Origin of the sequence: Xanthobacter aminoxidans, from assembly GCF_043193615.1 — a bacterium.
Classification (GTDB): Bacteria; Pseudomonadota; Alphaproteobacteria; order Rhizobiales; family Xanthobacteraceae; genus Xanthobacter; species Xanthobacter aminoxidans.
On sequence record NZ_JBAFUS010000007.1, the window covers coordinates 122335 to 146405 of the forward strand.

The 24071-nt window shown below is 68.8% G+C and carries 23 protein-coding genes; 16 read left to right on the top strand and 7 right to left on the bottom strand.

Going from position 1 to position 24071, the window contains the following annotated elements; all coding sequences use genetic code 11:
• Position 1: 1 nt before the first annotated feature.
• The 4 genes from V5F74_RS23640 to V5F74_RS23655 form a co-directional block, all read right to left on the bottom strand.
• Positions 2–1108: an NAD(P)/FAD-dependent oxidoreductase gene (locus V5F74_RS23640; protein WP_197022939.1), complete on the bottom strand. Its 1107-nt coding sequence runs from the start codon at positions 1106–1108 to the stop codon at positions 2–4.
• The gene (locus V5F74_RS23645) at positions 1105–3222 is read right to left on the bottom strand and encodes a LodA/GoxA family CTQ-dependent oxidase (RefSeq protein WP_394010177.1); all 2118 of its coding nucleotides are present in this window, start codon (positions 3220–3222) and stop codon (positions 1105–1107) included. The genes V5F74_RS23640 and V5F74_RS23645 overlap by 4 nt, the downstream gene beginning before the upstream one ends.
• Positions 3223–3344: 122 nt before the next feature.
• Positions 3345–4574, bottom strand: coding sequence for an argininosuccinate synthase (locus V5F74_RS23650; protein ID WP_029555810.1), 1230 nt, complete (start codon positions 4572–4574; stop codon positions 3345–3347).
• Between the two features lie 109 nt (positions 4575–4683).
• Positions 4684–5433, bottom strand: coding sequence for a phosphatase PAP2 family protein (locus V5F74_RS23655; protein ID WP_394010178.1), 750 nt, complete (start codon positions 5431–5433; stop codon positions 4684–4686).
• A 110-nt stretch (positions 5434–5543) separates the two neighbouring features.
• On the opposite strand from V5F74_RS23655, the gene V5F74_RS23660 reads away from it, so the two are divergent.
• The 5 genes from V5F74_RS23660 to V5F74_RS23680 all read left to right on the top strand — a co-directional run bounded on the left by V5F74_RS23660 (position 5544) and on the right by V5F74_RS23680 (position 10578).
• Positions 5544–6158: a 2-hydroxychromene-2-carboxylate isomerase gene (locus V5F74_RS23660; RefSeq protein ID WP_250167400.1), complete on the top strand. Its 615-nt coding sequence runs from the start codon at positions 5544–5546 to the stop codon at positions 6156–6158.
• Positions 6159–6420: 262 nt separating this feature from the next.
• On the top strand, positions 6421–7551 hold the full coding sequence (locus V5F74_RS23665) for a glycosyltransferase family 4 protein (protein WP_394010179.1): 1131 nt from the start codon (positions 6421–6423) through the stop codon (positions 7549–7551).
• A gap of 137 nt (positions 7552–7688) precedes the next feature.
• On the top strand, positions 7689–8387 hold the full coding sequence (locus tag V5F74_RS23670; RefSeq protein WP_024280914.1) for an orotate phosphoribosyltransferase: 699 nt from the start codon (positions 7689–7691) through the stop codon (positions 8385–8387).
• A gap of 8 nt (positions 8388–8395) precedes the next feature.
• Positions 8396–9466 (top strand): quinone-dependent dihydroorotate dehydrogenase, encoded by a 1071-nt coding sequence (locus tag V5F74_RS23675; RefSeq protein WP_374253151.1) that lies wholly within the window; start codon positions 8396–8398, stop codon positions 9464–9466.
• Between the two features lie 80 nt (positions 9467–9546).
• The gene (locus V5F74_RS23680) at positions 9547–10578 is read left to right on the top strand and encodes a proline iminopeptidase-family hydrolase (RefSeq protein WP_051678827.1); all 1032 of its coding nucleotides are present in this window, start codon (positions 9547–9549) and stop codon (positions 10576–10578) included.
• An 18-nt stretch (positions 10579–10596) separates the two neighbouring features.
• Here the strand turns inward: V5F74_RS23680 and mscL are convergent, their stop codons facing one another.
• Entirely contained in the window at positions 10597–11061 is a 465-nt protein-coding gene (gene mscL, locus V5F74_RS23685; protein WP_051679375.1) for a large conductance mechanosensitive channel protein MscL, read from the bottom strand.
• Between the two features lie 301 nt (positions 11062–11362).
• On the opposite strand from mscL, the gene fabA reads away from it, so the two are divergent.
• The 6 genes from fabA (at position 11363) to V5F74_RS23715 (ending at position 16800) form a co-directional block, all read left to right on the top strand.
• Positions 11363–11905, top strand: a complete 543-nt coding sequence (gene fabA / locus V5F74_RS23690; protein WP_024280910.1) for a 3-hydroxyacyl-[acyl-carrier-protein] dehydratase FabA — start codon at positions 11363–11365, stop codon at positions 11903–11905.
• A 55-nt stretch (positions 11906–11960) separates the two neighbouring features.
• On the top strand, positions 11961–13178 hold the full coding sequence (fabB, locus tag V5F74_RS23695; protein WP_029555803.1) for a beta-ketoacyl-ACP synthase I: 1218 nt from the start codon (positions 11961–11963) through the stop codon (positions 13176–13178).
• A 169-nt stretch (positions 13179–13347) separates the two neighbouring features.
• Positions 13348–14196: an enoyl-ACP reductase FabI gene (gene fabI / locus V5F74_RS23700; protein WP_029555802.1), complete on the top strand. Its 849-nt coding sequence runs from the start codon at positions 13348–13350 to the stop codon at positions 14194–14196.
• Positions 14197–14207: 11 nt separating this feature from the next.
• Positions 14208–14846 (top strand): thioredoxin domain-containing protein, encoded by a 639-nt coding sequence (locus tag V5F74_RS23705; RefSeq protein ID WP_029555801.1) that lies wholly within the window; start codon positions 14208–14210, stop codon positions 14844–14846.
• A gap of 148 nt (positions 14847–14994) precedes the next feature.
• The gene (locus V5F74_RS23710; RefSeq protein ID WP_038192692.1) at positions 14995–15759 is read left to right on the top strand and encodes a bestrophin-like domain; all 765 of its coding nucleotides are present in this window, start codon (positions 14995–14997) and stop codon (positions 15757–15759) included.
• 150 nt (positions 15760–15909) lie between these two features.
• On the top strand, positions 15910–16800 hold the full coding sequence (locus tag V5F74_RS23715; protein ID WP_029555799.1) for a cation diffusion facilitator family transporter: 891 nt from the start codon (positions 15910–15912) through the stop codon (positions 16798–16800).
• A gap of 7 nt (positions 16801–16807) precedes the next feature.
• Here the strand turns inward: V5F74_RS23715 and mog are convergent, their stop codons facing one another.
• Complete coding sequence (mog, locus tag V5F74_RS23720) at positions 16808–17353, bottom strand: molybdopterin adenylyltransferase (protein WP_029555798.1); 546 nt, start codon at positions 17351–17353, stop codon at positions 16808–16810.
• 318 nt (positions 17354–17671) lie between these two features.
• Between mog and V5F74_RS23725 the strand changes: the two genes are divergently transcribed.
• Entirely contained in the window at positions 17672–18583 is a 912-nt protein-coding gene (locus V5F74_RS23725) for a substrate-binding domain-containing protein (RefSeq protein WP_394010180.1), read from the top strand.
• 93 nt (positions 18584–18676) lie between these two features.
• Here V5F74_RS23725 and V5F74_RS23730 read toward each other — a convergent pair whose 3' ends face one another.
• The gene (locus V5F74_RS23730) at positions 18677–20383 is read right to left on the bottom strand and encodes an AAA family ATPase (RefSeq protein ID WP_394010181.1); all 1707 of its coding nucleotides are present in this window, start codon (positions 20381–20383) and stop codon (positions 18677–18679) included.
• A 464-nt stretch (positions 20384–20847) separates the two neighbouring features.
• On the opposite strand from V5F74_RS23730, the gene V5F74_RS23735 reads away from it, so the two are divergent.
• From V5F74_RS23735 to V5F74_RS23750, 4 genes are read left to right on the top strand one after another with little or no spacing between them, the layout of a single operon-like run.
• Positions 20848–21720: a branched-chain amino acid ABC transporter permease gene (locus V5F74_RS23735; RefSeq protein WP_169124693.1), complete on the top strand. Its 873-nt coding sequence runs from the start codon at positions 20848–20850 to the stop codon at positions 21718–21720.
• On the top strand, positions 21720–22556 hold the full coding sequence (locus V5F74_RS23740) for a branched-chain amino acid ABC transporter permease (protein WP_374253168.1): 837 nt from the start codon (positions 21720–21722) through the stop codon (positions 22554–22556). The genes V5F74_RS23735 and V5F74_RS23740 overlap by 1 nt, the downstream gene beginning before the upstream one ends.
• Entirely contained in the window at positions 22556–23317 is a 762-nt protein-coding gene (locus V5F74_RS23745) for an ABC transporter ATP-binding protein (RefSeq protein WP_394010183.1), read from the top strand. Before V5F74_RS23740 ends, V5F74_RS23745 begins: the two co-directional genes overlap by 1 nt.
• Positions 23318–23320: 3 nt before the next feature.
• Positions 23321–24046, top strand: coding sequence for an ABC transporter ATP-binding protein (locus V5F74_RS23750; protein WP_374253170.1), 726 nt, complete (start codon positions 23321–23323; stop codon positions 24044–24046).
• Positions 24047–24071: the final 25 nt, after the last annotated feature.

A 24071-nucleotide genomic window follows, 5' to 3' on the forward strand; every position in this document is an offset into this window, starting at 1 on the left:
CCTAAGCGGCGGCCTGAACCTGCCTCCGGCGCCAGAAGGTCGCGTCGGGCCAGCGCGTCTCTGCTGCATAGAAGCCCGCGCGCAGCCGTACGCCGGCGGTGAAGCGGGCGAACACGCGGTCCTGATAGACGGTGAAAGCGCCCGCGTCCCCCGCCCGCGCCCCGGCGATGGCGTCGGCGGCGGCGATGCCGTCCTCCAGCGCGCGCGTCAGGCCCTGCGACAGCAGGGGATCGAGGCAGGCGGCGGCATCGCCCACGGCCAGCCATCCGGGTCCGGCGACGGCGCTGAGGATGGCGGTGGGCGCGATGGCGATGCGCGGCGACGTATCGGCGTCCAGCGGGCGGCCGCGCGCGATCTGGGGGCCGATGAGGCGGGTTTCGGCCATGGCTACGCGGAAGGCGGCGGCATCGGCGAAGCGGGCGCCGGCATCGGGATCGGTGGCGAAGCCCACCACCACGCGCCCGCCGGGAATGCTGCTCGCATACCACCAGCCCTCCGGCACGGCTTCGAGGAAGGTGCGGGCGGGCATCTCCTCCGGCTCGGCGAGGGCGAGGAGGCTCCAGTGGAAGGCGATGGCATCCACGGGATTGCGCGCCACCTTGAGGCTGCGGAGCGCCGCCGCGCGCACGCCGCTCGCGTCCACCACCAGCCCGGCCGTGACCTCGAACGGCCCGTTCGCGCCTTCGAAGCGGAGGCGGTGGCCGCTCCCCTCCGCCGACATCATCCGCAGGCGCCCCCCATGGAGCGGCACGCCCGCCGCCAGCGCCCTCAGATCGGCTTCGAAGCCGGCGCGGTCGAGGTGCCAGCCGCCGCCGAAGGGATTGGCGAAGCCGTCATTGTGGTGGGGCTCGACCTTCCCCCACACGGCGGTCGATCCCAGCGAGGGCAGGTGGCCGCGCGCGGTGAAGCGATCCATGAGGCCGAGGCGGGAGAGCAGCGGCAGCGCGGCGCCGGGAATGGTCTCGCCGATGCGGGGGGCATCCCCCGTGCCGGCTTCGAACAGCATGACATCCCCGATGCCGTGCCGCGCCAGCGCGATGGCCGTGGCGCAGCCGGCCGGGCCGGCGCCGATGATGGCGATGCCCACCTCCTCCGTCGATGCGCTCACGGCGCCGGAGGGGTGTTGAAGGTGGGCCAGGGGGCGACCATCTGGCTGGTGTCATTCTCGAAGAAGCAGGCGACTTCGAGGAACGGGTCTTCCGGCGCGGCGGGGCGGGCGTCCGGATTGATCCGGCTCGCCTGCACCACGAATCCCACCTTGTGCCAGTTGACGAGGAAGTCCGACCCCTTCTGGAAGCGCCCGGCATTCGCGGGATAGACGGTGGTCGTCCCCGCCCCGCGCACGGCGAAGAGCTGGCGCCCCGGCACCCACCCCGTGGCGGGATCGAAGCGCGCCAGCGCCTGCGGATAGACCGCCACCGGCCGCTCGGCGGGCCAGGACCAATAGAGCGTCTGGTCGTTGCCGGGGTTCGGATCGCGCAGGTGGGAGGCGCAATGGTTGAAGTCCGAGTGCCAGGGGACAGCCATGAACTTGGTCATGTCGCCCGGCTCCAGCGGCCGGTCCCGCAGGGGGATGTAGCCCACCGACAGGAAGGGCGTGTCGGCGCGGGCCTTCGAATAGTCGAGCACGGCGGCGTTGACGCGGAAGGCGCCGCCGGAGCCGTTCGCCCAATCCTTCACGTAGAGATTGGGGTCGCGCACGGGGTAGGAGACCTCGATGCCGGGGCTGAAGCGCCCGCCGAGGCAATTGGCGAGCGCCACCCGGTCCAGTTCCTCACCCGCCCCGAGCTTCAGGCGGCGGCCGGGCGTGAACACGCCTTTGTGCCACTGGCGCAGCAGATGGTACTGGGTGGGCGTCAGCGTCAGGAACGGCCGGTTGGTATCGCCCAGCGCCAGCGGCATCACGGGCGCGCCCAGGACGAGGCTCGCCGGGTCCGAAGGGTTGCGGATGGTTCGGCTGAAGTCGGGAATTTTCTCGGTCGGGCTGTCGGCGGGGGTGATGGCACCGATGCGGTTGTGGGCGGCGATGGCGGGCGCCGGCAGGTTGGTGTTCCAGCGCTGCTGCATGATGGCGCGGAACAGGGGCGCGGCATCGTCGGCGAAGGCGGCGGAGAAGCCGTCGTTGAAGGCGCCATCGGCGTAAAGCGCCGGCTCCAGCGCGAGCGCGCGCACGAAGGTGTCGTAGACCTCGTCCCAGGCGGTGACGACGTTGCGGGTCTGCGGCGCGAAGCCGGGATCGCCGCAGGTCGCCCAGGCGCCGGCCGCATCCTGCGACGTGCCATCCTCGAAGACGATCCGGGCCGAGACCGGGCCGTCGCTCATGTCGTCGAACCAGTCGGTATTTTCCGCGCCCCATTGATCGCTGACGGAGGGGGCGCTGCCATCGCTCGTGATGCCTTCCGCCGCGCCGAAGCCGGCAGCGAAGATGAGCCGGCCGGTGCCCGCCTCGGTCCTCACGTCGCCGAGCCGGGTCACCGGGTCCGCCGGGGTGTGCAGCCGGAAATGGTCCTGCGGGAAGCTCACCGGATAGGTGGGCAGGGGACGCACCGGTGCTCCGCCGCCGCCCGCCTCTGCAAGGCAGCTCGCGGGTGTGGCGCGATCGAACGCCAGGACTCGCCCCTGATCCGTGCGGGCCGAGAGGGCGCGCGGGCCGGGATCGATGACGAGGCGCCTGAGGCGGTCCGGGCTCTCCAGCGGGCCGTCCTGCGGGCGGCGGATGGGCATCAGCTTGCCGTCGGCGAACCCCGGCAGCGCGGGGAAATGCCCGATGGGGTTCATCATGCCGAAGGTGTTCAGCTTCTTGTTGGCGACGTGCACCTGCCACACGATGTCCACCACCCGCTTGCCGCCGATGACCGCGCCCAGCGTGATCTCGGTGCTCTCGCCGGTGGGCCAGCCGGTGCGGGTGTAGGCATAGATGCGGAAGCGCACGGCCTGCCGCTTGAGCCGTCCCTGTCCGTCGCGAAAGCCGTCGGCGGTGAGGGGCTGGCCGGTCGCGGCATCAAGGGGCAGGCCGCCCCACAGGCCTTCGCCGGAGGGCGGCAGTTCGCCGGCCGCCGTCTCGGGGGCGAGGTAATAGTCCGGGCTGTTGCCGATGCGGGCGGCGCCGATGGCGGGATGGATGCGCAGCACCGGCAGGGCGGCATCCGCCGCCGCGAGGCCGGAGGTGGCCGCGAGCAAAGTGGAGCCCGCAGCGCCTTTCAGAAGGTCCCGACGATCCATGAATTCCGCCCCCTATCCGGGACGGAGTTTGTCCAAGCCGATGCCGGGGGCAAGCGCAAAAAGGCGCCTGTCCCCGGCGGTCGCGATCCTATTCGGAGATCTTGCTCACTCGGAAATCTTGCTCACTCGGAGATCTTGCGGGCGCGGCTGCCCAGCGTGCGCAGGCGCAGCGCGTTGAGCTTGATGAAGCCGGCGGCGTCGCGGTGGTCGTAGGCGACGGCGCCTTCCTCGAACGTGACCAGCTCCTGGTTGTAGAGCGAGTAGGGGCTCTTGCGGCCGATGACGGTGGCGTTGCCCTTGTAGAGCTTCACCGTCACTTCGCCGGTCACATAGGCCTGCGAGTAATCGATGGCGGCCTGCAGCATCTCGCGCTCGGGCGAGAACCAGAAGCCGTTGTAGATCAGCTCCGCATAGCGGGGCATCAGCTCGTCCTTGAGGTGCGCCGCGCCGCGGTCGAGGGTGATGCTCTCGATGCCGCGGTGGGCCGCCAGCAGGATGGTGCCGCCGGGGGTCTCGTAGATGCCGCGGCTCTTCATGCCGACGAAGCGGTTCTCCACGAGGTCGAGGCGGCCGATGCCGTTGGCCTTGCCCAGCTCGTTGAGCTTGGTCAGCAGGCTCGCGGGGGAGAGCGCCTCGCCGTTGATGGCCACCGCGTCGCCCTTGTCGAAGGCGATGGTGATGATGGTCGCCTCGTCGGGAGCTTCCTCCGGCGAGATGGTGCGCTGGTAGACATATTCCGGCGCGTCGTCGGCCGGGTCTTCCAGCACCTTGCCCTCGGAGGAGGAGTGCAGGAGGTTCGCGTCCACCGAGAAGGGCGCCTCGCCGCGCTTGTCCTTGGCGATCGGGATCTGGTGCGCCTCGGCGAACTCCAGCAGGCGGGTGCGGGAGGTCAGGTCCCATTCGCGCCACGGGGCGATGACGGTGATATCCGGCTCAAGGGCGTAGTAGCCCAGCTCGAACCGCACCTGATCGTTGCCCTTGCCGGTGGCGCCGTGGGCGACCGCGTCGGCGCCCATCTTGCGGGCGATCTCGATCTGCTTCTTGGCGATCAGCGGGCGGGCGATGGAGGTGCCGAGCAGGTACAGGCCCTCATACACCGCATTGGCGCGGAACATGGGGAACACGTAGTCCCGCACGAACTCCTCGCGCACGTCCTCGATGAAGATGTTCTCAGGCTTGATGCCGAGCAGCTCCGCCTTCTTGCGCGCCGGCTCCAGCTCCTCGCCCTGGCCGAGGTCGGCGGTGAAGGTGATCACCTCGCAATTGTAGGTGGTCTGGAGCCACTTCAGGATGACCGAGGTGTCGAGCCCGCCGGAATAGGCCAGCACCACCTTCTTCACGTCACGCGCCATCACGTCTCTCGGATGTTCGGGGAAAATCGGCGCGGACTATAGGCGCGCGCGGCGGCGTGGCAAGCCGTCTCGGTCAAGGATGGAGTCCGGCGGCGGGTCAGGCGGCTTGTCAGGCCTTGCCGAGAAGGCGGCGCAGGTTCGCCTGGAGAGCGAGGCCCGCGTTGCCGATGGCGTCTTCAAGGGAGGCATCGGTGGGGCTGCGCGACCGGTCGTAGAGCCACAGTCGCATCAGCACGATCAGCAGGATGACCAGCACGCCGGAAAACACCACATCGGTGAAGAAGTGCCCGCCGAAGGCGATGCGCAACCCGCCGGCCAGTGCGCCGAAGGAGACCGCCGCCACCATCGCCACCGCCCCCGCCGGGCCGGACACGAGGCTCGCCGGGGCCACCAGCCAGAAGCCCAGCGAGCCCTCGCCCGAAACGAAGGAGCAGTTGCTGGGGCAGGTGCCGTCGGTGGCATACCAGGGGCGGAAGGTGTCCTTGCCGCCGAAGGAGTCCACATGCACCGGCCGCGGCCGGCCCCAATGCTCCTTCAGGATGCCGTTGACGAGGAGGCCCGGCCCCAGCGCCATGGTGACGGCGAGCAGCACCGCCGCCCGCGCCGGCATGAACATTTTACCCCGGGGGAAAATGAATTTGAGGATGATGGCGGCGAAGGCCGGGCCGGCGAAGACCCAGGGTAGCCAGTTGGCGAGGGTGCGGATATTGGCCGCCCAGCCGAGGCCGGCGACGCCGAAGGTGCGACGGCTGGCGTTCCAGAACAGGCTGGAGATGGCCATGTCCCATTCGGGGAACACCGTGAACAGGATCGCCACCGCGGCCCCGATCACCAGCGCGAAGAACAACACCCACTTCACCGCGTCGCCAGCTCCGATCCGGGATTGATTCAGCCGATTGATTCAGACCCTTGCACGCGGAGCTTCCCCCGCCGCACTCTTCCGCCGCGATTTACAGGCCGGAGACGCCCATGGCCAGCGGCAGCCTCGATTTCTATTACGAGTTCGCCTCGCCCTATTCCTATCTCGCCGCCTGCCGCATCGCCGCTTTGGCCGAGCTTGCGGACGTGCGGGTGCACTGGAAGCCGTTCCTGCTCGGCCCCATCTTCGCCGCGCAGGGCTACGCAAGCTCGCCGTTCAACGTCTATCCCCTGAAGGGTGCGCATATGTGGCGGGATCTCGACCGCCTCGCCGCCGCCCAGCGCCTGCCGCCCATCACCAAGCCGGCGACCTTTCCGGCCAACGGCCTTCTGGCGGCACGGGTGGCGATGCACCTCAACGATGCGTGCCGCCCCTCCTTCACCCGCGCCTTGTTCTCCGCCGAATTCGCGCAGGGGCGCGACATTTCGGACCGGGAGACCATCCGTCAGGTGCTCGCCGGCCTCGGACACTTCTGGGACGAGGTGATCGCCGACGCCGAATCCGAGGTGAACAAGGCGCGCCTGCGCGCGCAGACCGAGGAGGCGCAGGCCCGCGGCGTGTTCGGCGCGCCCACCTTCTTCACCACCGACGGCGAGCTGTTCTGGGGCAACGACCGGCTGGAAATGGCGCTGGAGCACGCCCGGAGCCTCGCCCGGAAGGGGTGAGGGACGACCGTTTGCCCCGGCGGCGATCCGCGAGAGCCGCGTCCCAGGAATGCGGTCCAGCGCCGCTGCCCCTTTTCGGCCCGGAGTCGGCGGTACGGCGTTCATCCGTGATGAGCATGCCGTGCGTCAGCACCAAGGGGGATCGGTGGACGTTGTATTTCTGGACGGCGGTCTGAATGCCGTTGGCGGGCACAGCTACAGCCTGGTCAGGACGGTGGGGGCCGCGGTCGCGGCGCGGGGCCATCGCGTGCGGATCTTCGGCATGCGCAGCATGAATCGGGAGATGGCGGACGAGCTGGGTGCCATCCCCCATTTCAGCGCATCGCTCTATGACAGCGTCCAGCCGACGCGGTGGGAGATGGCCAGGCACCGCCTCGGGGGCGCCGTGCGCCTGCGACATGCCCGCTCGCACCTTCTGCGGGAGCGGCTCAGCGCGGAACGGCTCAACTCCGGCTTTCGCGCCGATCTGGAGGCCTTGCCCGCCGGTGTGCTGGCGCGGGGAACGCTCGTGATCTTCCCCAACGTCATGCAAAACCAGATCATGGGTGTCGTCCAGGCGCTGAGCGCGCTGCCCGAGGCCGGACGGCCCCGCGTCGTCTGCCAGCTGATGTTCGCGCCCGACTGGCTGCCCTGGCGACGGTCCGGCCAGCTGGGACCGGGCATCTACAGGGAGGCGTTCGCGCTGGCGCGGCCGCTGCTGGGCCGCAGCCTCGTGTTCGGCACCGAAAATGCGGCCATCGCCGATCTCTACCGGGAGGGCTACGGCATCGATCCCATCCGCCTGCCGGTTCCGTTCGGCAATGTGGAGCGGGCGCGGCCGTTGCCGGAGCGGCCGGTGTTCGGCTTCTTCGGCGTTTCCAAGAACGACAAGGGGTTTCATCTCCTGCCCGAGGCCATCCGCCTGTGCCGGGCGCAGGGCCTCGCCGCGGATTTCGTGGTCCAGGTGCAGCAGTGCGGGCACGAGGCCGAGACGGCGGCGGCCGAGCGTGCGCTGCGTGCGCTCCCTTATGTGCGCGTCATCGACGGGGTTCTGACGGACGAGGCCTTCGCCGCGGAATCCCGCAAGGTGGATGCCATGCTGCTGCCCTATGACCCCGAGGTGTTCGGCATGCGCGGCTCGGGCATCTTCACCCAGTCCGCCGCCGCCGGACGGCCGGTGGTGGCCGCCGCCGGGACGTTCGCCGGCACATCGGTCGCCAGCGGCGCGGCCGAGGGGGAGGTCTTCGCCCCTTACGCCGCCGCCACCTTCGCCGATGCGATCCTGCGGCTGGCCGGCCGACTCAGGGACAGCCATGCGCGCGCCGCGCAGCTCGCCGGCCGGTTCGCGCAGGCGACCAGCGCGGAGGCCTATGTGGATGCCTTGCTGGCGCAGGCGGAGCCCCCGTCCGCCTGAGCCCGGCCGGGCCGGCGCCTCCGGGCGACCTGCTGCGCTTTTTCCCCTCGCGCGTCACCGGGCCTGTCGCAATGCCGCTCCGCTCTGATATATGCGCGTCACACACAAGCGACGAAACCGCGACGAAGGCTTCACTCATGGCGAATGTCACTGCTTTCCCGGACAAGGCTACCATCGCCGAGCAGACGGCGCGGATGCTGCTCGAGGTCGAGGCGGTGCGCTTTTCCTCCGGCGAGCCCTTCATCTTCACCTCGGGCTGGGCGAGCCCGGTCTATATCGACTGCCGGCGCCTCATCTCCTTCCCCCGCGTGCGCCAGACGCTGGTGGATTTCGGCATCTCCACCATCTACCGCGAGATCGGCTACGAGCAGTTCGACACGGTGGCGGGTGGCGAGACGGCGGGCATTCCTTTCGCCGCCTGGGTCGCCGACCGGATGATGCTGCCCATGCAGTATGTGCGCAAGAAGCCCAAGGGCTTCGGCCGCAACGCCCAGATCGAGGGCCACCTCGCCCCCGGCGAGCGGGTGCTCCTGGTCGAGGACCTGACCACCGACGGCAAGAGCAAGGTCAATTTCGTCAATGCCTTGCGAGAGGCCGGGGCGGAGTGCCAGCACTGCTTCGTGTTCTTCTATTACGACATCTTCTCCGAGGCCTCGGGCATCCTGGACAGCGCCGGCCTCAGCCTCCACCGCCTCGCCACCTGGTGGGACGTGCTGGCGCAGGTGAAGAAGATGAACCGCTTCGAATCGAAGCAGGTGGCCGAGATCGAATCGTTCCTCAACGATCCGCACAGCTGGTCCAAGGCCCACGGCGGCACCGCCACCACCGGCGAGTGACGCCCTTCATGGATCTCTACGCCCTTGTTCGGCCCTTCCTCGGGCTGGTGACCCCGGAGCGGGCGCACGGCTATGCCGTCCGCGCCATGGCGAGGGGTCTGATGCCGAACCTCTCCGGCCATGACGACCCGGTGCTCGCGACCCGCGTGTGGGGCCTCGATTTCCCCAATCCCGTGGGCCTCGCCGCCGGCTTCGACAAGCATTGCGAGGTGGCGGACGGCCTGTTGAAGATGGGCTTCGGCTTCGCCGAGATGGGCACCGTCACGCCCCGCCCGCAGCCGGGCAACCCGCAGCCGCGCCTGTTCCGGCTGGAGGAGGACGAGGCGGTCATCAACCGCTTCGGCTTCAACAGCGAGGGCCTCGCCCCGTTCGTCTACCGGCTGGCCAAGCGCCGCTCGGCGGGCGGCAAGGGCATCCTCGGCGCCAACGTGGGGAAGAACAAGGAGAGCGAGGACACGCTGGAGGATTACGCCGCCGGCGTTTCCGCCACCTGCCGGCTCGCCGATTATATCGTCTGCAACATCTCCTCCCCCAACACACCGGGCCTGCGCGCCCTGCAGGCGCGGGCGGAGATGGAGGCGCTGCTCGCCCATCTCGTCGGCGTGCGCAACGCCTCGGTGCCCGACCCGGCCGAACGCCCGCCGCTGCTGGTGAAGGTGGCGCCCGACCTCGACGATGCCGGCCTTGCCGACGTGGCCGAGGTGGCGCTCGAGACCGGCATCGACGGCATCATCATGGGCAACACCACCCTGTCGCGCCCGGCGAGCCTGCACAGCGCGCACAAGGGCGAGGCCGGCGGCCTCTCCGGCAAGCCGCTCATGTCGCTTTCCACCGAGCGGCTCGGCGCGCTCTATCGCCTCGTGGGCGGACGCCTGCCGCTGGTCGGCTCGGGCGGCATCAGCTCGGGCGCCGACGCCTATGCCAAGATCCGGGCGGGGGCGAGCCTCGTGCAGCTCTATTCCGCGCTGGTGTTCCACGGCCCCGGCCTCGTCGGCCGCATCAAGACCGACCTTGCCGCGCGCCTGAAGGCCGACGGCTTCGCCCATGTGGCGGACGCGGTGGGCGCGGACGTCCGCTGATCCCCCGGTGGCACGCCGCGCTTGACCGCGGCGGCTACTCTGTTACCCCTGATGCTCCTTCCTCCTGACGGTGGGGCATCATGGCCGGGCTGGATCGACGCGCCTTCCTCTCTCTTCTCGGCGCGGCGGCGCTTCTACCGACCGTACGGCCTGCCGTGGCGCGGCCGGCGGTGTTCCCGCCGGCGGACCGCGAGCTGATGGTTCCGGTGAAGGGCGGGCGCATCTATGTGCGCACCAACGGGGTGAGCGCGGGCGGCAGACTGCCGGTGCTGCTCCTCCATGGCGGGCCGGGCGGGATGCATTCCACCTTCCACGACCCGCTGGAGCTGGCCGACGAGCGCATGGTGGTGCTCTACGACCAGCTCGACAGCGGCCGCTCCGACCATCCCGACGATCCCGCCAACTGGACCGTTCCCCGCTTCGCCGACGAGATCGACGCCGTCGCCGCCGCGCTCGGCCTCGCGCGCTTCCATGTGCTGGGGCACAGCTGGGGCGCGACCATCGCGCTGGAGTGGGCGGCGCGGAAGCCCGCGACGTTGGCCGGGCTGGTGCTGGCCAGCCCTTTCATCTCCGGCAAAAGCTGGATCGCCGATGTGACTGCCCGCCGCGCGGCGCTGCCGGCGGACGTGCAGGCGGTGATCGACGCCTGCGAGGGCAAAGCCCCGCCGCCGCAGGCCACCTGCGATGCCGCCGCCGGCGCCTTCTACGCCGCCTTCAACCGCCGCGAGCCGCTGCCGGCCATGCGCAAGGCCTATGAGGCGGCGCAGAACCTGAAACTCAACGAAAAATTGTATGTGGCCATGAACGGCGCCGGCGAGTTCACCCAGACCGGCACGCTGAAGGATTACGATGGGGAACCCTTGCTGGCGCGGCTCGACGGGGCGCGCACCCTGTTCGTGATCGGCCAGTATGACGAGACGCGAATCTCCACCGTCGCGGCCTTTGCCGAGCAGGTGCCCGGCGGTGCCGAGTTCGCGGTGATCCCCGGCGCCGCCCACGGCATCTTCAATGACCGCCCCGACGAGTCGGTGGCGGTGGTGCGCGGCTTCCTGCGCCGGCAGGATGCGTTGGCGCAGAAAGATGCGCCGGCGGCGCAGGGCACCAAGCCCTGAGCCGCCCCGGTTTGGGCTTTACATGGTCGGCGGGGTGGGAGGGGTGGGCGACACCGGCGGGCGGGCGGCGGGCCGCTCGGAGGCGAGGATGTCGCGAATCTCCATCAGCAGGGCTTCGGTCTTGGTCGGCGCGGCCGGCGGCTTGCCGGCTTCGGCCCGGCGCAAGGCGTTGATGCCGCGCACCACGAGGAAGAGCACGCCCGCCACGATGATGAAATTGATGGCGATGGTGATGAACGATCCATACGCCAATACCGCGCCCTGCTTCTTGGCGTCGGCGAGGTTCGCGGCGGTGACGGACTTCGAGAGCGGAATGAAATAGTTCGAGAAGTCGAGCCCGCCCGTGACCGCGCCGATGACCGGCATGAACACGTCGCCCACCAGCGAGGTGACGATATTGCCGAAGGCGGCACCGATGATGACACCTATGGCCAGGTCCACCACGTTGCCGCGGACCGCGAACTCCTTGAACTCCTTGAGAATCGGCATTGCATGCTCCCGCCCGATATCGCGACCGGGGCGCCGATGCGTCCCGCCCCTTGGCGATACCATAGCCCAGTGCCCCAAGGGCAACGCCCGAGTTGCCGATCCGGTTCGCCCGGCGCGGCCGGATATCGCGCGCATCGTGCCACCCGTGACGCTTTCATGACTTTGAGCGCGCCCCTGCCTATGTTAGGGAGTGCCCGCCACCGATGGCGGGGGCGGCCCTTGCGGGCTCATCAACAGCAACCCTCGGCTGCCCTTGCGGGCGGTGCAGAGGCGGCAAACGGCGACACTGGCAAGAATGGCGGACCGGCAGACCAGCTTCGATTATGAGGATCTCCTCGCGTGCGGACGTGGCGAGCTGTTCGGGGCCGGAAACGCGCAATTGCCGCTGCCGCCCATGCTGATGTTCGACCGGATCACTGAAATCTCGGAGACCGGCGGCGAATTCGGCAAGGGCATGGTGCGCGCCGAGCTGGACGTGAATCCGGACCTCTGGTTCTTCGCCTGCCACTTCAAGGGCGATCCCGTCATGCCCGGCTGCCTCGGCCTTGACGCCATGTGGCAGCTCGTTGGCTTCCACCTCGGCTGGCTCGGCTCGTCCGGCCGCGGCCGGGCGCTGGGCCTTGGCGAACTGAAATTCTCCGGCCAGGTTCTCCCGGGCGTGAAGAAGGTGGTCTACGGCATCGAGTTCAAGCGCGTCATGCGCTCCAAGCTGGTGCTCGGCATCGCCGACGGCTGGCTGGCGGCGGACGGCGAGGTGATCTACCGCGCCAAGGATCTGAAGGTGGGCCTGTTCCAGGCCGAGACGGCACCCCAGCCCGCAGGCGCCGCGAGCGCCTGACAAGGCCTCGCCACGATCTGCGGCGACACTGGGTGCACTCCAATGGGGATTTGACATGCGGCGCGTCGTCGTCACCGGGATGGGCATTGTCTCGTCCATCGGCAACAACACGCAGGAGGTTCTTGCCAGCCTGCGCGAAGCCAAGAGCGGTATTTCCTTCGCCGAGGACTATTCCCGGCTCGGATTCCGGTCCCAGGTGCACGGTGCGCCGACCCTGAACGCGGAAGAGGTCGTTGACCGCCGCGCCATGCGCTTCCACGGCGGCGGCACCGCGTGGAACCACGTGGCCATGGAGCAGGCCATCCGCGATTCGGGCCTTGAGCCGAACGAGGTGTCCAACATCCGCACCGGCCTCGTGATGGGCTCGGGCGGCTCCTCCACCAAGACCATCGTCGACTCGGCCGACATCACCCGCGAGAAGGGGCCGAAGCGCGTCGGCCCGTTCGCGGTGCCCAAGGCCATGGGCTCCACCGCCTCGGCGACGCTCTCCACCTGGTTCAAGATCAAGGGCCTGAGCTATTCCATCTCGGCCGCCTGCGCGACCACCAACATCTGCATCGGCAATGCCTACGAGCTGATCCAGTACGGCAAGCAGGACATCATCTTCGCCGGCGGCTGCGAGGACCTGCACTGGACCCTCTCCGTGCTGTTCGACGGCATGGGCGCCATGTCGTCCAACTTCAACGACCGCCCGGCGGTGGCCTCCCGCGCCTATGACAAGAACCGCGACGGCTTCGTCATTTCCGGTGGCGCCGGCGTCCTCGTGCTGGAAGAGCTGGAGCACGCCAAGGCGCGCGGCGCGCGCATCTATGGCGAAATCGCCGGCTATGGCGCCACCTCCGACGGCGTGGACATGGTGGCCCCCTCGGGCGAGGGCGCCGAGCGCGCCATGAAGCTCGCCATCGCGGGCATCAAGGCGCCCATCGACTACATCAACCCCCACGCTACCTCGACCCCCATCGGCGATCTCAAGGAGATCGAGGCGATCCGCGCGGTGTTCGGCGACAAGTGCCCGCCCATCTCGGCCACCAAGTCGCTCACCGGCCATTCGCAGGGCGCCACGGGCGTGCACGAGGCCATCTATTCGATCCTCATGATGCAGAACGGCTTCATCGCCGAGAGCGCCAACATCGAGGAAATCGACCCGGCCTTCGCCGACATGCCCATCGTGCGCAAGCGGGTGGACAACGTGAAGCTCGGCCATGTGCTGTCCAACGGCTTCGGCTTCGGCGGCACCAATGCCAGCCTCGTCATCAAGCACGTGGATGCCTGACGCAGGTGGACGCCTGAGGCAGGTGGACGCCTGAAACTGCTGGACGCCCGCTGCTCCGATAGGGCGGCGTTCAGGATTGGTCATCAATGGTGAGCCGGCGCCGGCCGAAACGCGATGGCGTGGCCGGGCGCCGTCTGCTATCGGCGTCTCAGGCGCAAGAGGGTAGGTTATGCAGGACCTGATGAAGGGCAAGCGCGGCCTGGTGATGGGTGTCGCCAACGATCATTCCATCGCCTGGGGCATTGCCAAGGCGCTGGCGGGTCAGGGCGCGGAACTCGCCTTCACCTACCAGGGCGAGCAGGTGGCCAAGCGGGTGAAGCCGCTGGCGCAGAGCGTCGGCTCCTCCCTCCTGCTGCCGTGCGACGTGGAAGACCTCGCCAGCGTGGACGCGGTGTTCGCCGCGCTGAAGGAGAGCTGGGGCAAGATCGACTTCCTGGTCCACGCCGTCGCCTTCTCCGACAAGTCCGAGCTGAAGGGCCGCTACGCCGACACCAGCCGGGAGAACTTCTCCCGCACCATGGTGATCTCCTGCTTCTCCTTCACCGAGATCGCCAAGCGCGCCGCGGCGCTGATGCCGGACGGCGGCTCGCTGATCACCCTCACCTATGGCGGCTCCACCCGCGTCATGCCCAATTACAACGTGATGGGCGTGGCCAAGGCGGCGCTGGAGGCCTCCGTGCGCTATCTGGCGGCGGATTTCGGCCCCGTGGGCATCCGCGTGAACGCCATCTCCGCCGGCCCGGTGCGTACGCTGGCGGGCGCCGGCATCGCCGATGCGCGGGTGATGTTCAACTACCAGAAGCGCCACGCCCCCCTGCGCCGCACGGTCAGTATCGAGGAGGTGGGCGGCTCGGCCCTCTATCTCCTCTCCGACCTTTCGGCTGGCGTGACCGGCGAGGTGCATTTCGTCGATTCCGGCTACAACATCATCTCCATGCCGCACCCCGACGTGCTGAAGGCGCAGGAGGATGCGGAGGCGCAGGCGGCGGGCGAAGTGCCCACCAAGGCGGCCGAATAGGGCCGGCGGGCGTGGGCGCCCGGGCCGAGCAGCTTTGCCGTCCGCTGACCCGCCGGGGGCTTCTGGCCGCCGGTGCCGGCCTTCTTGCCGCAACGGCATCCCCCGCCGTCGCCGATCCCGTCACGCCCGACGCGCGCAAGCTGCTCGACGCCATGCCCGGCAAGGCCGTGCTGGGGGCGCAGAAGACCAGGCCCCTCGTCACCGAGCTGGTGGATTTCAACGCCCCCGACTGGCGCCGTTCCGCCTTCGACATGCGCGAGCTGCTCGCCGGTGACGCCAGGCTCGCCTATGCCATCGTGCAGACGCCGCGGGTGGACGTGGGCTCCATCGAGGCGGCGCGGGTGGCTCTGGCCGTGCTCGCCATGCAGCCGGCCAAGTTCGGCGACTTCTACCTCGCGCTCGCCGCCACCACCGGCGACATCGACGGGGTGAAGGCGCTCAACGTGGTGCGTGCCGAGGGGCTGGACCACTACAAGGTGTTCCGCGCCGCCAACCAGCCGGACATTACGGACATCCTTACCCAGGGGGTGGCGCTCGCCGCCGCGCTCCGGGTGCTCGATCCGCCCGCCTATGTGATCGGCGCGGACGTGGTCGCCGGCTATGCCGACCTTGCCCGCAAGCGGGCGCTGATCGCAGCCGCCTCCCGCTGATCGCCGCCCGATTTCGCCAGGGTCGGCCGCCCGCGCGCGATTTTCTCCCTTTACGCTACACAGCCGGCATCGTATCGGGCGATACGTTCGGTCGCCTGCGCCGATAATCAAGCAAGACTCAGACGGGAGTGCAGGCCGGGGGGAAGCCATGGAGGCTTGGCACGTCGCGTTACTGGTCTTCCTCGCGCTTGAGGGCGGCGCGCTGTTCGGCATGGGTTCGCAGCGCTGGCTGAAGGCCCATCACCTCTCCAAGGAAACGCAGGAGGCGGTGAAGCTGGGGGTCGGCATGGTCGCCGCCATGGCGTCGCTGATCCTCGGCCTGATGACCGCCTCGGTGAAGGGCAATTTCGACACCACCGGCAAGGACGTGCAGCAATATGCGACGTTCCTCACCATTCTCGATGCCACGCTCCAACACTACGGGCCGGCGGCCAAGCCGGCGCGCGAGGCCCTGCGCGCCTACACGGTCCACGCCATGAACGAGACCTGGCCCGACGCCAACAACGCGCCCGTGCTGGTCGCCTCCTTCAAGTCGGAGCAGATGCTGGAGCGCGTCGGCCACGAGATCCGCATCCTCGAGCCCTCCGGTGCCGAGCAGGCCGATCTCAAGGCGGAGGCGCTCGACCGGTTCAAAACACTGAACGCGTTGCGCTGGACGCTGATCGCCGAGGCCGTCACCGAGATCCCGCCGGTGTTCATCGTCGTGCTGATCATCTGGCTGACACTGATCTTCGCCAGCTTCGGGCTGTTCTCGCCGGTGAACCTCGTCTCGCTCATCGTCTTTCCCCTGTGCGCGCTGTCGTTGGCCGGCGCCATCTTCCTGATCCTGGAGATGAGCTCCCCGTTCGATGGCGTCATCATGGTGGGGCCGGAAGCCATCCAGCGCTCGCTCGAGCACATGAAGCTGCCCTAAGGGGCGGTGTAAGGCGGGTGTAACCTCCAGCTTGTCCGGGACTGCGACCCCGGCGCGGTTGCGCCGGGGCGCGGGGTTCGGTACGTCCTGCCGACCGCGCGGGACGGACCCGCGGCGCCGCCCCCGACGGCGTGCAGAATGGAGGCCGACATGAGCCGCAAGGTGCTCTGGATTGCGGCGGCGAGCGTGCTGGTCGGCGCCGTCGTCCTCGGCCTGAAGACGCTGGCATGGTGGGTCACCGGCTCGGTGGCGCTGCTGTCCGACGCGCTGGAAAGCATCATCAACGTCGCCGCCTCGGCCGCGGCGCTGTTCGCCATCACCGTGTCCGCGCGCCCCGCCGACGACAACCACCAGTTCGGCCATCACAAGGCGGAATATCTCTCGGCGGTGCTGGAAGGCGTGCTCGTGGTGGTGGCGGCCGTCACCATCATGCGCGAGGCCTATTACGGCTTCCTCGACCCGCACCTGCCCGACCAGCCCTTCACCGGCATGCTCATCAACGGCGCGGCGACGGTCATCAACGCCATCTGGTGCCTGGTGCTGCTGCGGGTGGGCAAGAGCATGCGCTCGCCGGCCCTCGTCGCCGACGGCAAGCATGTGCTGACCGATGTGGTCACCTCCGTCGGCGTGCTGATCGGCTTCGTGCTGGTGCCCGTCACCGGCTGGCCGGTGCTCGATCCGCTCATCGCCGGCCTCGTGGCGCTCAACGTGCTGTGGACCGGCTGGAGCCTGATGAAGGAATCCGTGGGCGGGCTGATGGACGCCGCGCCGCCGCCGGACGTGGTGGCGCGCATCCGCGAGCTGGTCTCGCTCCATGCCGCCGGCGCCATCGAGGCGCACGACCTGCGCACCCGCCATGCCGGGCGCATCACCTTCGTGGAATTCCATCTGGTGGTGCCCGGCGACATGACGGTGGCCGCCGCCCACGACATTTGCGACCGCATCGAGAACGCCTTCGAGCGCGACATGGACGATGCGATCATCACCATCCATGTGGAGCCCGAGGGCGAGGCCAAGCATCGCGGCGTGGTGGTGGTCTGAGGCGGCCTTACGCGCCTTTGGGCCGGAACGCGGCGCAGACGGTCGGATCGGTCTCGATGCGCCCGGCGCCGATGAGGTCCAGGCAATAGGGGATGGCCGGGAACACCGCCGCGAGGCACACCGCGATGGAGGCCGGCTTGCCCGGCAGGTTCACGATCAGCGTCTTGCCGCGCACCCCCGCCTCCTGCCGCGACAGGATGGCGGTGGGCACCTCGTTGAGGCTGATGCGCCGCATCTGCTCGCCGAAGCCCGCCAGCGGTTTCTCGATCACCGCCGCCATGGCCTCCGGTGTCAGGTCGCGCGGGGAGGGCCCGGTGCCGCCCGTGGTGCAGATGAGGTCCATGTGCTCCGCGTCGGCGAGGGTGATGAGGGTGTCGCGCACGCTCTCGAACCCGTCCGGGATCACCCGATAGTCGGCGACCCACGGGCTGGTGATGGCGCGGCGCAGCCAGGCCTCGATGGCCGGGCCGCTCAGATCCTCATAGGTGCCGGAGCTGGCGCGATCCGAGATGGTGACGATGCCGATGCGGGCAGGGGACGCGGCAGGGGTCATAGGGGAAAATCCGGCTGGAAAGCGTTCCGCCTGTGCTGGCGTGCCCGGCAGTCTAAAGCAAGCGCCGCACCAGCGGTGCCCCGTCGCAGGGTTACAATTTGGGCTTGCGACACGGCCGCCAGAGCACGCGCCGATCTGATTGCATCGCAATCAGATCGGATCACGCGTTTTCTTTCCTCGCGTGAGAGGGCGATTCACCGATCAAGTTGATTCAACTTGATCGGATCGCGCTCTAAGCCGTATTCATGTGAACATAAGAGAAGAGTGTCGTTTCCTCCGGCGCGCCCTGCGTGGTGGAGGCCAATCGGGCCGGGCCGGATGTCGGAATATCTCACCACCCGCGAGCTCGCGGCGCTGCTGAGGGTGCGCGAGCGCAAGGTCTACGACCTCGTCGCCACCGGCAGCCTTCCGGTGCGGCGGGTGACCGGCAAGCTGCTGTTTCCACGGCAGGAAATCCAGGACTGGATCGCCGGCTCGGCGGAAAGCGCCCCGGTCCACGCCGCCGCGCCGGATGGCGCCCACCATTCAGCGCCTTCGGACCATCACGCCCCGCCGGCGGTGATGACCGGCGGCCACGATCCCCTGCTGGAATGGGCGCTGCGCGAATCGCGCTCCGGCATCGCCTGCCTCATGGACGGCGCGCTCGACGGCCTCGACCGGGCGGACCGGGGCGAGTGCATCGCCGTCGGCCTCCATGTGCCGGAGGGCGACGACTGGAACGCGGGAGTGGTGGAGGAGCGCTTTGGCCGCGCGCCCTGGGTGCTGGTGGAATGGGCGCGGCGCGTGCGCGGGCTGATCTGCCGGCCGGGCCTTCCCCATCCGCCCACCTGCCTCGCTGACGTGAAGGGCCTCAAATTCCAGACGCGCCAGAAGGAAGCGGCCAGCGAACTGGTGCTGGATCGCCTGCTCGCGGCGGAAGGGATGGGCCGTGACGCCCTCACCTGCGCCGGCACGGCGGAGCGCTCGGAGACCGATCTTGCCCTCGCGGTTGCCACCGGGCGGGCCGATGTGGGCCTCGGCATCGCTGCTGCCGCGCGCCTGCACAATCTCGATTTCGTGCCGCTGGTGGAGGAGCGCTTCGACCTCATGGTCTGGCGCCGGGCCTATTTCGAGCCCTCGTTCCAGAAGCTCGTCGCCTTCTGCCGGGACCCCGCCTTCGAGGCGCGGGCGGCGGAACTGGGAGGCTATGACGTCTCCGGCTTCGGGACGGTTCATTTCAACGGGGCGTGACGCCCTTTCGTCATTTCAACAGACAAAAACGACCCGCCCGAGGGACCGGGCGGGTAAGTCAAGGGCAATGGGGGTGCCCTATCCGGGCGCGGCTCAGGCGAGCGGCGGCACGTCCAGCGCGCGGAAGATGGCGCAGCGGCGGAAGGCGTCGATGGAGGGCGGCACGCCCTTCTGCGAGCAGTATTTCGCCACCAGCTTGGCGAGGCCCTTGATGTCGCGGCCGGAGGTCTCCGGGAACATCTCCACCAGCGTGTCGATGAGTTCGTTGGAGAGGATGAGGCCGAACTGGTCGCACATCACCCGCCAGATCTTGCGCCGGTCGTCCGGGCCGGGGGAGTGATATTTGATGAGGGCGATGCAGCGCGAGACGATGGCCTCGTCGATGTCGTCCACCCGGTTGGTGGTGAGGAACAAGAGGCCGTTGAAGTATTCGAGCACGCGCAGGAACACGCCCACCACCGCATTCATGGTGAGGTTGTCCTGCCGGCGCTTGATGTAGACGTCCGCCTCGTCGATCAGCATCACCGCGCCCCAGCGCTGGGCGCGCGTCAACGCATCCTTCAACGCCTGCTCCATGTGGGCCACGTCGAGGCCGAGCTGGCCGGAATGCACGCGGTAGAGCGGGCGCTGGATGATCTCCGAATAGACCTCGGCGGTAAGCGTCTTGCCGACGCCGGGCGGGCCGGCGCAGAGCACGGTGGTGCCGCCGGACTTGCCCGCCACCACGTCGTCCATGAGCGTGTTCATCTCGGCGGTGAGGATGTCGATGAGGTCGGTCTGCTCGGGCGGCAGCACCAGCTTCTGCTTGAGTTCCGGGTGGTATTCGTAAGGCCGGATGTCGTCCACATGCACCCACACATGGTGGTGCAGCTCCAGATGGAACATCAGGATCAGGGGATGGACGGGCATGTCGGTGAAGGCACCTTTGGGGATGCTGTCCTTCGCCGCGCGCAGCGCCTCGTCCACCGCCATGTGGAAGAGGTTCTGCTTGTCCGCCTTCTTCACGATCTTGTCGAGGAAGAAGCCGGAGGTCTCCGTGCCCAGCGTGCGCTCGCCCAGCAGTTCTTCGTCGTTCACCAGCCGCGCCTCGCTGCCGGAAGAGGAGAGCACCACGGTCGCCTTGCGCGCCCAGTCGGTGTCGCGCCGGTTGGCGGTGGGGGCTTCGGCGAAGAGGCCCGTGCCGCGCCCGGAGAACTGCTCGCCATAGCGGCCGCGCCATTCGAAATAGCGCACCATCTGGTCGTCGAAGGATTGCAGCAGGCCTGCGTCCTCCATCAGCCAGCCCTTGGCGGCGAGCGTGCCGGGAATGGTGAGGCCGCGCAGGTCCTTGGAGCGGATCAGCAGATTCTCCACGTGGGTCTTGCCGCGGTTGTTGGCCTTCAGCTCCACGATCAGCCGCCCGGCCTCCTCCTCGCCGGGGGGCGTGTAGTCGAGGCGGGTGATGAGATAGGGCTCGGGCTTGCCCGAGGGGTTCATGCGGAACAGCCAGCCGCGAATGCAGTGCTTGACGAAGTAAAGCGCGATCGCCCCCGCCAGATCCTCCAGCTCGTCCGGGCCGAAGCGCCGGCCGTCGTCCCGGAACACGCCGACGAGATTGGCGAGCTGCTCCTCCTGCCCGCGAATGGTGGTGCCGCCCGTTTTCAGCACCAGCTCGTGCAGGTGGGCCAGCTCATCGGGCTTCAGCGCATCGAGGCCCAGCTCCATGCGGCTCGAAAGACGCGGCTGGGCGAGGAGGTGCGCCTGGTCCGGGAAGGCGTCCACCAGGCTTTCGACCACCAGGCGTTCGACGATGAGTTTCATGGGGCAGCCTCATGTCTCGAACGATGTCGGGGCTTCGACATTTTTGGCCGACCTGTGACACGCCCTGGCATCGCGAACGGGGATGCAGGGGCGATAGCAAGATCGGGGCCGGAGCCCTGCAGGGCGTCGCCGGGCGCGGAGGGTTGGGCGGAGGGGCACCGGCCGCTCTGCCGCAGGCGTGTGCAGAAGGGCGCCCGTGCCGAGGGCAGGCGCTGCGCGCGCAACCCTCTCAACTCGGCGCAAGCCCTTGGCGATGCAGCGCACAGGCGGGGAGGGCGCTTGCTGCAATGCAGTGAAATCCGCCTGAAATTTCAGCTTGAAGGCACGCCCAAAATAGCTTTGTATCAAACCTAATCGCTGCCCCGCTTCCGTGCCGTCCGCAATCTCCGTAGGGCGACGCCTCAGGCGGAGGGGGAAGGGCAGCGCCCGCGTCAAGGCGTACGAGAGGAAGGTTGCCCCGGCCCATGCTCGCGCAGCAGATCGTCAACGGCCTCATGCTCGGGGCCATCTACATGCTTGTGGCGGTGGCCTTCACCCTCGCCATCGGCGTGCTCAACTTCCTGAACTTCTCGCTCCCCGGCCTGTTCATGGTGGGCGGCATGCTCGCCTTCGGGCTGATGAAGGCGGGCTGGCCCTTCCTCATCGCTGCCGCGGGCGCGCTGGCGGCGGCGGCGTTCGTCTCGCTCCTGGTGGAGCGCTTCGCTTACCGGCCCATGCAGGGCGGCGACCCGGAAGTGCCGCTGGTCTCCTCCCTCGGCTTCCTGGTGCTGCTCGAAAACCTGATGCTGATCCAGTACGGCTCGGACCAGCAGGCGTTTCCGGCCCTGCTGCCGGACCTCAACATCCGCCTCGGTGGCCTCGTCATCGGCATCGCGCAGCTCATCTCGCTGGCGCTCTCCCTCGGCCTCGTGACGTTTCTGTCCTGGTATCTGTCCTCCACCGCCGGTGGCCGGCGCATCCGCACGGTGGCGGAGAACCGGGAGACGGCTCTCCTCATGGGCATCGACATCTCCCGCCTCGTGCCGCAGCTCTTCATCGCCTCGGCGCTCTTGGCGGCGCTGGCGGGAATTCTCTTCGCGGTGAACTACCAGCAAGTGTCGCCCTTCATGGGCGAGGGCGTCGGCTTCAAGGGCGTCGCGGCCATGATCGTCGGCGGTATGGGCTCCATCTGGGGCGCGGTGCTGGGCGGGCTGGTCATCGGCCTCGCGGAGGTGCTGTCCATCTCCTTCATCGGCGCGGACGTGGTGAACATCTCCGTCTACGGCCTCCTGCTCCTCATCCTCATCGTGCGTCCGCAGGGCCTCATGGGCCGCGCCGCCAGCCGGGAGAAGTTGTGATGAGCGGCTATCTGACGGGTGTCCTCGTCGTCCTCGCCTTCAACGTCATCGCCGCCTATGCGGTCTACCTGCCGCTGGCGGCGGGGCAATTGAACCTCGGCATCGCCGGCTTCATGGCCATCGGCGCCTATGCCTCGGCCTTCCTCACCAACGAATATATGTGGCCCATGTGGGCGGCGATCCCGCTCGGCGCGGGGCTCGCGGGGCTGGTGGGCCTGCTCATCGGCGTGCCGGTGCTGCGCACCCACGGCATCTATCTCGCCATGGCCACCTTCGCCCTAGGCCAGGTGATCTCCGCGATCTTCCTCAATCTGGAAGTGGTGGGCGGCGCGGCGGGCTATCCCGTCACCGACTATGCCGGCCCTTACGTGGTCTATGCGGCGGCGGCCGGCGTGGTGGTGCTGATGCTGCTCGTCTCCCGCACCCGCTTCGCGCTCTGCCTCACGGCGGTGAAGAGCGATGCGACGGTGGCGGACCTGCTCGGCGTCTCCGTGCGCGGCATGAAGGTCGCGGCCTTCGCGCTGGGTGCGGCGGTGGCCGGCTTCGGCGGCGGGCTTTACGCGCACCATTACAGCTTCGTCGAGGCGCAGCACTTCAACGTGCTGCTCTCGGTCTTCACCGTGCTCTACGTGCTGTTCGGCGGCACGCAGACGGTGTGGGGGCCGCTGGTGGGCGCCGCCTTCTTCACGCTGGTGCCGGAGCTGCTGCGCGCCTCCGACCAGTGGCGCTACGCCCTGTTCGCCGTCTTCATCATCCTGTTCATGGCCGTGCGGCCGCAGGGGCTGGTGACGTCCTCCCTGTTCCGCCTGTTCCGGCGCAAGGCGGAGGCCGCGTGATGTCCGCTGCTCTCGCTATAACCGGCCTGTCCAAATCCTTCGCCGGCGTGCGCGCCATCCGCGACCTGTCCTTCACCGTGCCGAAGGGCGTCACCACCGCCCTCATCGGCCCCAACGGGGCGGGCAAGACCACGGTGTTCAACCTCGTCAGCGGCGTCTATGGCGTCGATGCCGGGCGTATCGAGGTGAACGGGCAGGACGTGACGCACATGCCGTCGCGCATGCGCATCTCCACCGGCGTCGCCCGCTCGTTCCAGAACATCCGGCTGATGCCGCACCTCTCGGTGCTGGAAAACCTGCTGGTGGGCCAGCATGTGCGCGCCTCCTCGCTCGGCGCGCTGCTCACCCCCTACCGCCTCTTTCCCAACCACCGCTGGAAGCGCGAGGCGCGCGCGGCGCTGGAGGAGAGCGGCCTTGGCCGCTGGGCCGACGAGATGGTCTCCGCGCTGCCCTATGGGGTGAGGAAGCGCATCGACCTCGTGCGCGCGACGCTGGCCGGCGCGAGCCTGCTGATGCTGGACGAGCCCGCCGCCGGCCTCAATCCCAGCGAGACCAATGCCCTGCGCGATCATCTCATGGCGCTGATGGCCAAGGGCGTCACCCTCCTCGTGGTGGAGCACGACATGCACTTCGTGGATTCGATCTGCGAGAACGTGGTGGTGCTGAACTTCGGCGAGAAGATCGCCGAGGGCCCTCTCTCCCGCGTGCGGCAGGAGAAATTGGTGCGCGAGGCCTATATCGGCACGGACGAGGAGGCCTGAGCCATGGCGCTGCTCGAAGTCTCCGGCCTGTCCGTCTCCTACGGCCGCGTCGCGGCGCTCTCGGACGTGTCGCTGACCGTCAACGAGGGCGAGGTGGTCACCGTGCTCGGCGCCAACGGCGCGGGCAAGTCCACCCTGCTCAAGGCCATCCTCGGCGCGGTGCCGGCCAAGGCGGGGGGCATCACCTTCGCCGATGCCGACATCACCCGCCTGCCGCCGCACCGGCGCATGGCGGCCGGCGTGGTGCTGGTGCCGGAAGGCCGGCGCATCCTCATCACCCTGACCGTGGAAGAGAACCTGCGGCTCGGCGCCCACATGCGGCGCGACACGGCGGCGGTGGAGCGGGAGATGGCGGCCATCTATGACCGCTTCCCCAATCTCGCCGAGCGCCGCCACATGGCCGCCTCCTGCCTCTCCGGCGGCGAGCAGCAGATGCTGGCCATTGGCCGCGCCATGATGGCGAAGCCCCGCCTGATGATGCTGGACGAGCCGTCGCTGGGCCTCTCGCCGCTGTTCGTCTCCAAGCTGTTCGATCTCATCCGCGAGCTGAACGGGGACGGCCTCTCCGTGCTGCTGGTGGAGCAGAACACCGGCAAGGCGCTGAAGGCGGCCCATTCCGCCACCGTGCTGGAACTCGGCCGCGTGGCCATGGCCGGCGCGCCCGACGTGCTCGCGGCCGATCCCCGTTTGCAGGACGCGTATCTGGGCGGCGGGTCGGCCGCCCATTGAGACACCGCCAAGGGCCCATGGGCCC